Here is an 11,493-nt window from a genome sequence, read left to right on the forward strand (position 1 = left end):
ACCCGCCGTCGGCACTCCGCCAACGGCTACCTCAGCCCCACCGAATACGAACGTCGACACCACGCGGCTAAGCTCACGCTCGCCGCGTGATCAACGAAGCGTGTCCACCATCACGGGGGAAGGCCCCAAGATGAGGCCAAGAAGCTGGCCGAGCTGCGTCAGCTCAGGCTGCTCGTCCGGCAAGTTGTCCTCCGCTGGCTCATCCTCACTCCCTGCGATACGGAAGATCTCGCACCTCGTCTTGACGCCGCTGCCCACTGCACCAGCTGCGCCCGCGTCATTGACGAGCCTCTGCGCGCCTTCTTCCAACAGTCACCGCCACAGGACGACATTCGGGCCTAGGGAGTATGCCTTCGCTGCTCCAGAGGCCAACGACGCTAGGGCGGGCAGGGATATGCAGGCGTTGATCGTCGTCGCCGTGACGCGCGGTGACACGAAGGATCAGACAGCGGGATGCGGACGCCGTCTGACCGGACGCACCATGTCGCAGAGGCCGGCCGCCCCCGCAGCAACGACGGCAGCTGCAGGATGCCGGGTCGCCATGGCAGCGTCCGGTCGGTGGGCGGTGTCTGGAGCCAGTGGCTCCAGACACCGCCAACTCCTGACAAGGCGCGGTGGACGGTCCAGACCCGTCCCAGCAGCCCAAAGCTCACCGTCCCGCCAGGGCGCGGCCCAACACAGTGCTGGGGGCCTCGGGTAGCCGATGACTGTCTCGGCGGCCATTTAGTGTCTGCGCAGGCCAGAGCACGGGACAAGCTCGTTGGCGGCGAACACGGCGCCCCACGGCCAGCTGAAAGCCTGTGCCAGGGTGGCCCCCCAGGCGATCACCGGCCGGCAGACTTTCCTGCCCCTCTCACCCCCAGCTCAGTTTCGTCGCTACCGTCTACGTCGTCGGCGGCTTCCAGGACGTGCCCGTCCCGCGAGATGGCTTCACTGGTGGCGCTGCCCGAGTAGTCAGCACTGTCCAGGTGCAGCCTGCCGCTGGGATGCCGGACAGCGGCAGAGGGCACGTTGTTCCGTGCGTCAGCCGTGCGCGTCGGCCCGGAGTCATCTCGTAGCAACGGGCCACTGTCGGTCACCACAGCGATACCGAAGTCGAGCAGCCGCAGCACCCCATCGGCGGCCACCATCAGGTTTGCCGGCTTCAAATCCCGGTGCACAGTGCCTTCGAGATGGAGGGCCTGCAACGCCTCAGCCACCTCTAGCAGCCACTGCCTGGGCTGCACCGTCTCACACCCGGACACGTACAGCGTGGGCGGCCAAGGCGGTACGCCGCCCGTGTGGACGTCGCCCGACTCGGCGGCGCGCACCTCTCGGATCGTCTGGGCTGTTTCCATCCTCCACCTGAGCCGCCGGTAGAGAACCGGGCTGATCGCCGCTTGCGCTGCCGACCGTCGAACCGATCCATCCTGAGCATCCACGAGCAGCCTGGCGACTACGTAATCCGCAGGCGGCCCAGCGCACTCCATGAGCGGATCACCAGCAAAGATCCCGGGGAAGACCCTCCCGGAGCCTGCCTCAGCCTGAGTGCCCGCTCTGTTAGATGCACTGCCCTGCCGCCGCGCCCTGCTGTGGATTCGAGTAGCCTCCTCGCGCGCTCCATTCAGGATCAGACGGGCTTCGCGCTGCACCGTGGCCAGCATCTCGGCGGCGCTACGCCGGGCCTCCTCAGCGATCTCCGCGACCTGCGAGCGGACACTCTCAACCTCCTGCTCGGCCTCTGCCAGCAACTTCGCGGCCTGCTGACGCTCCTTCTCGATGTCCAGCATCATCTCCGCGCAGGCAGCCGCCACTCGATCAGCCTCCTGCCGCGCCTCGGCGAGGATCGACTCGGCCTCACACCGGGCCGCCCGGGCAACCGCCACCGTCTGATCGCCGTAGAACTGGTCTGTGAACGACGTCCATGCCAGGCCACCGAGACGATGCTGCCCGTCCATCGCACGCGGCCCGTGGGGCGACGAGATCGTCCTGCACGGCACGGTGCCTGCCGCGGCGTGACCGCCGCCGACGGCTGCCCCATCCGTGAACTCGTCGAGTGCCTGCTGCAGAGCGATCTCTTCAAGGGCCTGAGCGGCGCCAGGGATCTGATGGCCGGCGGCCACCCGAAGCCACCGCCGTGCCGTCTCGTAGTCGCTGCGCTCGAGGTACTCCTGGCCCATGGCATACGCCTCGTGCCCGAGCACCACCTTCTCGGCCTCCTGCTCCAGCCGGGCACGCTCCTGCGGGCTGCGGCTCTTCAAACGCTTCATGACCGCGGCGAAGCCTTCCGCCTTCTCGGCGGCACTCAGCGTGGGCTCCTGCCGCACACCGTCCTCATGCTCCCGGGGAGTCACCCGCGCACCTCCTTCGCCGTCCCGGCGCTGTTGTAGGCGTCCATGCCCGGCGCCTGCCGCAGGGCCTCCCGCGCCTTCTTCAAGATTTTCTTCATGTTGTCGATGCGCTCACCCAGAGCTTCCGCACACTCGGCGACCGACAGGTCGGCCCCGTACTTCAACAACAGAGCCTGCCGCTCCCGTTCGGTCAAGGTAGCCAGCGCCTTGCGGATGTCGTGACACCGCTCAACGGCGGCGAAATCATCGCCGTCCGTCCCTCCGACGAGACCCTCGAGGTCGCTCGGCTCGACCGACAGCACCCGACCCCGACTGCGCATGTAGTCGTTCAGACGCCATCGTGCGAGCTGAAACAGCACCCCAGCCGGCGCAACATGGTCCGCGTGCTCCTGCCACCAGGCGACGAACTGCTCGAAAACGAGATCGGCCAGTTCCCGGGCATCGTCCCGGCTCGCCCTGCGTGCCATGAAGTCGAACAGCTTGTCGATATGCAGGAGATAGAACTCGTTGAGCACCTCCTCGCCGAGCACCACGGCCTCCACCGCCCCAGAGGCCCCCGCCACGCCACGGCCTGAGGGATCCTGCAGAGTCACCGGCGCCGCCCCGCCGAGCCCCTGCGCCCACGCACCGGAGCGTCGACGTCGACGGGCGCCTCACGACCCGCAGCCGAAGCAGTACCCGTCAGCGACCAGGCGCCGACCGGACCACCGTGGTGCACTTGCACCTCACGGCCCCCCTCGGCGACCCCGCTCACCATCTTGGCCAGCAGCTCCTGCTCACGTTCCCGGCGCCGCTCCCGGGCCAGCTGCACGCGTCTCCACTCGCGCGCCCCGATCGCGACCACCATGACCAGAGCGGCAATCACCCCCTCAGGACCCAGCAACTCCTGCACCCTCTCCACCGCCCCGTTCCTCATTGAACCCGCTGTCACCCCCTACATCGCGCGAGCGGACCAGGGCGGGTACCGATTTCCTCAAGATCTTTTGGACTGGTCGTCCACCAGGAGGTCGTCGTCCGTACCACGGCCCGCCTCCTGCCCGCTGTTCAGCGCCTCGCGCAAGGTACGGATCCACGTCTCGCCGAAGCCGGCCGGACCGGTGTCGTCGCCGGCGATCTGGTAGATGGCCGGGTTGTCCGCGAGCTGTTCCATGAGCGTCTCGTACAGGGCGTCGAGGAGCGGCTCGAGACAGACCGTCAGGGCCTCGGCGAACTGCCCGGGGAGGGGCTGAAGGCGATGAGCTGGGACAGGACCGGGAACGTGCCCCATTCGTCGATCCGCTGCCGCAGCGCGGCCAGCGCCGGGTTGTCCGGCAGAAGCAGCCCGTGCAGCGCGTACAGCCCGTAGAACCACCGCAGCCCGACCAGGACCGTCCGCGCCCGCACCAGCTCCTCGTCACCGGCCCGTTTCACCCGTTCCACCAAGTCCGCTTCCTGCTGGACCGGCCCCCAGTCCACCGGCGGCACCTCACCGCGCTCCACCGCGCCGAGCGCCTGCGCCCAGTCCTCAACGGTTATCCCGAACATGCCGAGGGCAGCGAGCCCTTCGGCCAGCGCCTCCGCCCCGACCTCCTGCGCTCCGAAACCGATCGCGGCGACCAGGTGCACCATGCTCCTGGAGTCCGGTCCCTCCGATCGACCGGCACGTCCTCACCGGCTTCGAGCGCCGCACGCACCAGGGCGGGGTTCGCGGCCCCGCGGTACCGCTTCATCAGCCGGCCGGCAACCGCATACAGCGCATCCTGCCCCTCCTCACCCGCCCCGGCCGCACCGCGAGCGAACTCCACCAACCGCTGCGACACCGACCGCTCCAGCACCCACACGAAGAGGTACTCGTCTCGTACCTCTACCAGGGCAACGCCGTGGCCTACTCCTGCGCCTTCGCGGGACTGCGCCCGACCGACGCACGTGGGGTGGTCGGACCCCCCGATGCCTGGGTCGAACTACCGGACCGCGACTACTGGGATCGTTGACGCTGACGAATCGTCACCGTGCGACCGGTTCCATGCGCGGCAGTGAGGGCGTCGGCGGCCGGCGGGGTAGCCGGCCGAACCCAGGAATGGCGAAGGGGATGGGGCATGTCCGGATCGGCCGGTGAAGCGCGCGGGTGCGGGACGCACGAGTACGGTGGGAATCCTCTGGGGGCGGCCGCCGGAGCATGGTGGTGGTCTCGGCGCCAGTCAGCGGCGTGCGGACTGAGAGCGACCTTTAATACCTGCGGGTGGGCCACCGCATACAGTGGGGCGAACTGCCGGAAAGCGCCGTCGAGTTCCCCACCGCGATCGACATCGTCGCACGTCAGCGCCGCACATTGGGCGCCCAGCAGTACCGGTGGGCGCGCCGGGTGAGGCGAGCCGCCGCGCTGCTGTGGCTGGTGAGCGCCGTCATCCAGGTTCGACGTCCTCGAGTCCGCCGACGGCCCGCTGCTGGATGAGCCGTGCCGGGTGCGGCGGGCACGATCGACCTCAGCGACTTGGCCGCGCTCAAGCGGAAACGCCCCATTATCCCGAGGCGCCCGGTGGATGATGGGCGGGCGGGGGTCCGTACCCGGTTCCCTAGCCGGGCGGCGGGCCCAGTCGTGGACGGCCGCAACGTTCTGCTGATCAGCCTGACCGGCCTCGAGGAGACATACGGCGCGGTCCTCGCCCTCGTGCTCCACGACAGCGGCCGCTACACCGACACCGCCATGTCCGTCGTCATCGGCGACCCGCTCCCGTGCACCGCCGTCGCCGTCAACATCGTCCAGCTTCGCACCGTCCGCTTCGACGGCGCGAAGCTCCTCGGCCCGGTCGACGCCGCGGTCACGGCCCGCGTGGACGCCGCCCTGCGCGCCGTCCAGGACCTGTAACCCGGACAGGCCACCGCCCTAAGCGATCGCGAATAACCGTACGCATCGCGTACTTTCACCGCACATGGCGTGCAGACGGTGGCGGGCTGCGTGCTCGGTAAGGTGCCCGGCCTGGGCCAGGGCCGCGGCACTCCGGCAGTTGCTGCATCCGAGAAAGGCGACGGGCCGGCTGGTCCTGCCATCCGGTTGTGCGTGTCTCAGGGCCAGGAGTGAGGCACATACTCACGTGGCATCGCTGTCGAGATCATGGTGAATGGGGGTGGCGAGGGCTGCGGGCGAGGGCAGCCTCATCCAGGCGGCCTGCCTTCTGCAGCGCGTCTGCGAGTCTGTTCAATGACGTTTCCTCCGCCTGGCGGTTAGGGAGCTGCCGATAGAGATCACATGCACGTTCGAGGGCGGTGATGGCCTCATCGATGCGCCCTGCCTTTTGGAGGAGGAGGCCTTGGTGTTCCCAGGACATGGCCTCACCGTGGCGTTCGTTGAGTTGCCGGAACAGGCCACGTGCGCGTTCGAGGGCGGTGATGGCTTCGTTGAAGCGCTGCGCCGCCTGCAGCGCGTTCGCGAGGGATCCTTCTGTCGCGGCCGCAATGAGCAAGTCGTTGGTGTGCTGAAAGAGATCGCGGGCTGTCTGGTGCGCGGTGATGGCTTCCTCGAAGCGCCCCGTGTGTTGGAGAGCTGTGCCAAGCAGCCGCCATGAGGACGCCTCGCCGTGGCGGTCGTTGAGTTGCTGGTTGAGGTCGCGAGCTGTTTGGTGGGCAGTGATGGCTTCCTCTGAGCGCCCCGCCTTCTGGAGAGCCCTGCCGAGGCTGTCCCACGCAATGGCTAGTCCTTGTGGGTCGCGGAGTTGCTGATAGACATCGCGGGCGTGCTCGAGAGTGGAAATGGCATCTTCGATGCGTCCTGTTTGCGTGAAGGCTTTGCCCAGCCCGTCCCCTACGTCAGCCTCGCCCCTTTTGTGGCCCATCTGCTGGTACAGAACACGAGCGTTCTCGTATGTAGCGATGGCCTCGTCGACGCGTCCTGCCTCTTGGAGAGCATGTCCAAGAGCGGTACTCGCTTGGGCTTCGTAGTGGCGTTCGTTGAGTTGCTGGAAAAGGTCACGAGCCCGTTCGCAGGCGACTACGGCGTCGTCGGCACGTCGTGATTGCCGGAAGGCGTTACCGAGGTTGCCCCACGCCCTGGCTTCCGCGTCTTTGTCTCCTGTCTCGTGGGCAGCGTCCCGGGCGATGACAGTAACCGTGACCCAGTCGTCGAAGCGTCGCTGCTGGTCAAGGTAGTCATCGAGGGTGAGCGCGAGATTGATGGCGGTCTCCAGGAAACCGGCGTTACGAGCCCTTTTGACCGCGGCTACAAGATTGGCGCGTTCGCTGTCTAGCCACGAGAGGCCGTCGGCGCGGCTGAAGACCCTTCGTGACCGCAGAGACGGGCGACCAGCTGCGTAATGTGCGGTGACCCGGTAGTGGTTGAGCAGTCGGCCAAGTGCTTGATAGTAGGGCGGTGCGAGAACCTGTGGGTGCGCTGCCGGCACACGGGTGTCGGCAGGTCCGCCTGACTTTCGAAAGGCCGACAGCCAGGGGTGCTGGCGACTGTGCCTGGCGTCCTGCTCGTTGCGGTTCTGCTCCCACTCATCAGTACCACTACGTGCGCACTCTCCGCTGCTCGGTGCTGCTTGTGTCTTTTCGGTGGCATAGTCGCGGACCAGATCGTGCATGGACCATCGGCCGTCCGTGTGGTCGAGGAGATGGGCGCGAGTTAGTTCCCGAAGAGTGGAACGGGTGCGATCGGCGGGAGTACCAGCCAGGACAGATGCTGCCTCCAGTCCGAAATCTGGGCCCGGATTGAGGGACAGCAAGGCCAGCAGGTCCGCTTGTTCGGGGCTGAGATGCCGGTGGCTCAGATCAAGAGAAGTGCGAACCGCTCGCTCGCCATCGTTTAGATGATCCAGCCGTGAACTCGCGCCAGCTAGCTGTGTGGTCAGGTCGGCAATCTGCTGGTATGGATCCATGGCCAGCAAGGCGGCAGTGATGTGGAGAGCCAACGGCAGGTATCCGCACAACCGGGTGAGCTCGACTACGGCTTGTGGTTCGGCTACCACGCGCCGGTCGGTCGCATCGGTACGGTTCAGCACTTCGCATACGAGGGCGACGGCCCCGTCAGGGGACAGGGTGCCCAGCTCGACGCTGGCGACGCCGACAGAGATGAGGGTGGGCAGGGTATGCCGGGATGTGGTCAGCAGCCGATGCGGCCCTGAGGCAGGGATCAGAGGCAGGACCTGGTCGGCTCGGGAGACATTGTCAGCGACTACCAGCACCGCCCGTCCCTGGACGATGAAGCTTTGTAGGAGCGACCGGTACATCCCCGCCCGTTCATCCACGGTCGGGGGGATACGTTCGGGTTCTGCCCCTAGCTGGCGCAGGAGCACCTCTAGCGCCTGGTCGGCAGTGACAGGGGCGAGGTCATAGCCGCGCAGGTCCACGTACAGCGCATTGGTAAACCATCCCTGCGCCCACGCTCGCTGGGCGACGGTCAGGGCTAAAGCTGTCTTGCCGACTCCCGCCATCCCTGCCACGGCAGACACCACCACACCACCCCCCGCAGGATTCTCGGATGGCGAAACAGTCGGGCTGTCCACCTGTCTGATGCTGGCCGACTTGGGGGCGAGAGCGACTAGGAGTCGGTGCACCTCCTGCTCGCGGCCGGTGAACACCGTCGGCGGGTCAGGCAGGAGGCTCGGAACGTCGGGCGAGAGGTTGGTGACCTGAGAGCCATGCGTCGTGGGAACGAGATCGGCTCCCACTGTAAGGGGCTGTTCTTCACGGGCTCTGGTCAGTTGATTACGCCACCATCGCTCGTCCCCCTTCTCACCGGCCCACTGTGACCACACAGTGACCAGTGCCAGCACAACGTCATCATTGTCGCTCTGCGGCATCTTGAAGCGCTCGAAGGTCTTGGGTGCCCAGTCACTGGCCCGCTTGCCGACGAAGCGTTCGGCTTTCGGCAGACCGCTCAACTGCACGGCCCTCTCGAGGGCCTGCTGGCTATGGGGGCGATTCGCCTCCCGACGAGCGGCTTCTGCCCGCTCCCGCAGGCCACGCAGCCGCGCGTGCAGCTCCTTACGCTGCGCCCCCACCCGATCCCTCCCACTCTTCCACTTGATCGCCTTCTGCTCTGCCCGCTGTCCCGCCCGCTGCGGGCGGAGCGGGCGAAGCCCCGGCACCGGCGTTGACCAGCAGCGTAGCCCCGCGCCCGCCCTCCGTACCCGCGATTGCGGACACACGCAGCTAGCAAACGCGACATTCGAAGCAGTCGCCGGGCCCGGCTGCTTGAACACACCGACCACGATCATCGGGGAGACCACATCATGACCCTTCAGCCTCACCAGCGCAGCGACCGGAAGCCCAACTCCCGCGCATTGCCGCGTCTGCTGCTCCGTCGTGCGGTACTGAGCCTGGCTGGTACTACCGGGCCCGCCCTTCTCGCCTTCCTCAACTGGTGGATCCACTCCCACTGAGCCAAACTCTCCCGCACCCGCCGCACAGCGGCGGGTGCGCCACCGGCGTACCAACCCGTCTATGCCCATCGCATGCCGATGGCGGACAGCTGCTCCATCCGCTCGGGTGTCAGCGTGGCGGCTCGGCTGCGTTGGTTGCTGATCCATGCTCCGAGCCGGAGCTCTCGCGCCTCCTGGTCCTCGCTGCTGCCGTCGGTCCCGTCGCCGACGAGGATCCGTTCGACCCACTTCCTCGGTACGCGCAGGTGCCCTTCGCGTTCGTAGAACTGTCTGGCGGCGGCGTAGTTCGTGGCCCATTTGTCGGCCTGTGTGCGGCGCGGCGGCTTTTCGTCCTCGGTGGCGGGTTCGATCCCGAGGACTTGCTCGCACAGCCACTGCTGCACGGTGGTGAGCTGGTCCCAGCCGTACCGGACTGTCCGCACCCATCGGCCGAGGTCCTTGCCCTGGTGCACGACGTCGCCCGGCGACGTGGGCAGTTCGCCGCCGGCGTCGAGGTGGAGCCGGACGAGGTGGAGGGCGCGTTGCCACGCCACCGGCCAGGCCGGGCACCACGACGGGTCGATCTCTTCCAGCTGCTCGCGCCGCTCGTCCGACAGTGCCCCGGCCGCCGACTCCACGGGCAGGCCTTCGGCTCGCCGCTGCGCGATCTCGGTGGCCTTCCGTGCGGCGGCCCGGGCGTTCTTCAGCCAGATCCCCACCCGATAGCCTTGGTGGGTGGCGTCCAGCGGGGCCAGGAGGTGGCCTGCCTCGGCTGCCCACCCGCGCGCCGCCGCGAGGCCCTCTTCCCACGCGACGTCGAAGTGTGACCACACCATGCCGAGCTTCTCGAGCTGCTCGACGCGGTCGGCGTCCATGTCGCCGCGGGCGTAGAAGCGCCGGTTGCCGGCGATCCACTGCCCCAGCGGATAGCCGGCCAGCGTGGCCGGCCACCCCTCGGCCGCCTGCGCCTGCTCGTCGCGTTCGGCCCGGACTGCCTGGTCCTCGCGTCCGGGCACCCGGTACGTGAACGGCACCTTCAGGTCGCCGTGCAGCTGCTGGTAGATGGCGGCGGCCTCGATGCCGCGTCGCCAATGGGCGTGTTCGGGGTTGAGGATGCGCAGGTTGATGAACGCGGCGAGCTGGGGTCGCGTGGTGTGGAGAACTTCAGCAGCGCCTGGGCCGGTACCGACAGGCCACGGTCGCTTCGGCCGCTCCCGTCCCCTTCACTTCCGCCGCGCTACGGCTCTGCACGCCCCGTACCCGGCTCTGGGCCTGTTGCTCGGCGAGCTGCTCACACCACCCGGGCGTCGTGCGCACGCAGTGCCTCCAGCAGCTTCGCCAACCCGCCGAACGCCCTGCTGGTGAGCATGCTGTCGACCGTCTCCCCGGGGCTGAGCAGGACCGGCACGACGAGGGATGCGATCTTGCCCTCGCCGGGCTGCATCCGCAGCGCCCGGCCGACGGCCTGGACGAGGTCGGGCATGGAGCCGCGCACGTCGGCGAAGTAGACGGAGTCGCAGCTTTTGGTGTCGACGCCCTCGCCCAGCACCTTCACCGAGCCCAGGAAGCCCTTCTCGATGACCGTGCCGTCCGTGGCGATGCCGGCCGCGAACTCCTCGAGGACCCGGCGGCGATGTCCCGGCTTGTGGTCGCCGCACAGCCAGTCCGCCCAGATCGTCTTCGGGTACAGCTCAGGGTCCTTGGCGTGCAGCTGCGCGGCCACGTTCGGGAGGCCGGCCGCGAACGCCTCGGCCTCCTTCACCACATGGTGAAAGAGGAGCGTGCGCCGGAACCCTTCCTCCGAGGACGCCTTGAGCAGCGCGGTCTGGAGGGCTGCGAGCCGGGCCCCGCGGACCTCGTCCGAGCGCCCCTCGGCGCCCAGGAGCTGGGCGGCCTGGAGCCGGGTGTCGGTGATGTCCACGCACACCACCTGATACGGCGCACAGATCCCCCGGTCGATCGCCTCCGACAGCGTCAGCGTGTAACAGCGCGCACCGAACGGCCCGTCCGGATCGTCTTCCATCGACGCGACCAGCTCACCCGGCGCGCCTTGGCCGGCGTCCTCGTCCAGCTGCCACAGCCGCGGCGTGGCCGTCATGTAGAGGCGCCGCAGGGCGGGGATGCGGGTGTTGTCGTGGACAACGGCCCACGGCTTGCCCAGCCGCCCCGACGTCCGGTGCGCCTCGTCGACCACGATCAGATCCCACCCGGGGAGGCCGGCGGCGTGTGCGCGCTCGAGTGTGCCGAGGCCGAGGGAGGCGTAGGTGGCGAACACGGTGACTTTGTCGAACGGCCGCACCCAGTCGACCAGCTCACCCACGTCCGTGGTGTTGGGGAAGGACCCGTCCCCACCCCGCAGGGAGGAAACCCCGATCATCGGACCCGTACGACCTCCGTCCCGCCACGCAGCCTCGGTCTGCGCGAGCAGATCCAGCGAGGGGACGAGCACCAGCACACGGCGGGCACCCAGCTCCTCGGCGCTGCGCACGGCGACGAGGGTCTTGCCGGTTCCGGTGGCCATGATCACCTGAGTGCGCAGACCGCGCTCGGGCACAGTGGATCGTGCAGGAAATTCAAGCGACCGGAGTACCGCATCCACGGCTTCCCGCTGATGAGGACGGAGTTCCTTCATAGCCATTCCTTCGCCCCTTTCCAGCGGAACCCGACGACCACTCCTGTACGCACCACCTGACCAACCAGGCTGATGGGCGTCGTGTGGTTTTCAGTGGGTGGCGTCAGTTGTTTGCACTGGGTGTGTGAGGCGTTTTTGCTGGTAGTTGGGGTGGGTGGGTTTGTGGGGATGTCGTTTTCTTGGTGAGGGTCGTTGT

The 11,493-nt window shown here is 67.9% G+C and carries 11 protein-coding genes; 2 read left to right on the forward strand and 9 right to left on the reverse strand.

The genetic code is table 11. From position 1 onward, the window contains the following. Positions 1–824: 824 nt before the first annotated feature. From RM812_RS39215 to RM812_RS39235, 5 genes are all read right to left on the reverse strand, one after another. Positions 825–2,333, reverse strand: a complete 1,509-nt coding sequence (locus tag RM812_RS39215) for an ATP synthase F0 subunit B (protein WP_311585287.1) — start codon at positions 2,331–2,333, stop codon at positions 825–827. Then, entirely contained in the window at positions 2,330–2,860 is a 531-nt protein-coding gene (locus RM812_RS39220) for an RNA polymerase sigma factor (RefSeq protein ID WP_311585289.1), read from the reverse strand. Before RM812_RS39220 ends, RM812_RS39215 begins: the two co-directional genes overlap by 4 nt. Positions 2,861–2,919: 59 nt before the next feature. After that, the gene (locus tag RM812_RS39225; protein WP_311585291.1) at positions 2,920–3,231 is read right to left on the reverse strand and encodes a hypothetical protein; all 312 of its coding nucleotides are present in this window, start codon (positions 3,229–3,231) and stop codon (positions 2,920–2,922) included. Positions 3,232–3,303: 72 nt separating this feature from the next. Then, on the reverse strand, positions 3,304–3,480 hold the full coding sequence (locus RM812_RS39230) for a hypothetical protein (RefSeq protein ID WP_311585292.1): 177 nt from the start codon (positions 3,478–3,480) through the stop codon (positions 3,304–3,306). A gap of 44 nt (positions 3,481–3,524) precedes the next feature. Next, positions 3,525–3,938: a hypothetical protein gene (locus tag RM812_RS39235; RefSeq protein WP_311585293.1), complete on the reverse strand. Its 414-nt coding sequence runs from the start codon at positions 3,936–3,938 to the stop codon at positions 3,525–3,527. A gap of 967 nt (positions 3,939–4,905) precedes the next feature. Here RM812_RS39235 and RM812_RS39245 point away from each other — a divergent pair. Next, positions 4,906–5,175: a hypothetical protein gene (locus RM812_RS39245; protein ID WP_311585295.1), complete on the forward strand. Its 270-nt coding sequence runs from the start codon at positions 4,906–4,908 to the stop codon at positions 5,173–5,175. Positions 5,176–5,419: 244 nt separating this feature from the next. Here RM812_RS39245 and RM812_RS39250 read toward each other — a convergent pair whose 3' ends face one another. Next, complete coding sequence (locus RM812_RS39250; protein ID WP_311585297.1) at positions 5,420–8,305, reverse strand: tetratricopeptide repeat protein; 2,886 nt, start codon at positions 8,303–8,305, stop codon at positions 5,420–5,422. A 231-nt stretch (positions 8,306–8,536) separates the two neighbouring features. Here RM812_RS39250 and RM812_RS39255 point away from each other — a divergent pair, with 231 nt between their 5' ends. After that, on the forward strand, positions 8,537–8,686 hold the full coding sequence (locus RM812_RS39255; RefSeq protein WP_311585299.1) for a hypothetical protein: 150 nt from the start codon (positions 8,537–8,539) through the stop codon (positions 8,684–8,686). A gap of 59 nt (positions 8,687–8,745) precedes the next feature. Here RM812_RS39255 and RM812_RS43215 read toward each other — a convergent pair whose 3' ends face one another. From RM812_RS43215 to RM812_RS39265, 3 genes are all read right to left on the reverse strand, one after another. Continuing rightward, entirely contained in the window at positions 8,746–9,792 is a 1,047-nt protein-coding gene (locus RM812_RS43215; protein ID WP_394816595.1) for a helicase associated domain-containing protein, read from the reverse strand. Positions 9,793–9,956: 164 nt separating this feature from the next. Continuing rightward, the gene (locus RM812_RS43220) at positions 9,957–11,303 is read right to left on the reverse strand and encodes a DEAD/DEAH box helicase family protein (protein ID WP_394816594.1); all 1,347 of its coding nucleotides are present in this window, start codon (positions 11,301–11,303) and stop codon (positions 9,957–9,959) included. Next, positions 11,294–11,493 (reverse strand): hypothetical protein (locus RM812_RS39265; RefSeq protein ID WP_311585301.1); only part of this gene is annotated, 200 nt, incomplete at its 5' end. The genes RM812_RS43220 and RM812_RS39265, both read right to left, overlap by 10 nt.

The sequence above is a fragment of the Streptomyces lancefieldiae genome, from assembly GCF_031845825.1.
Taxonomy (GTDB): domain Bacteria; phylum Actinomycetota; class Actinomycetes; order Streptomycetales; family Streptomycetaceae; genus Streptomyces; species Streptomyces lancefieldiae.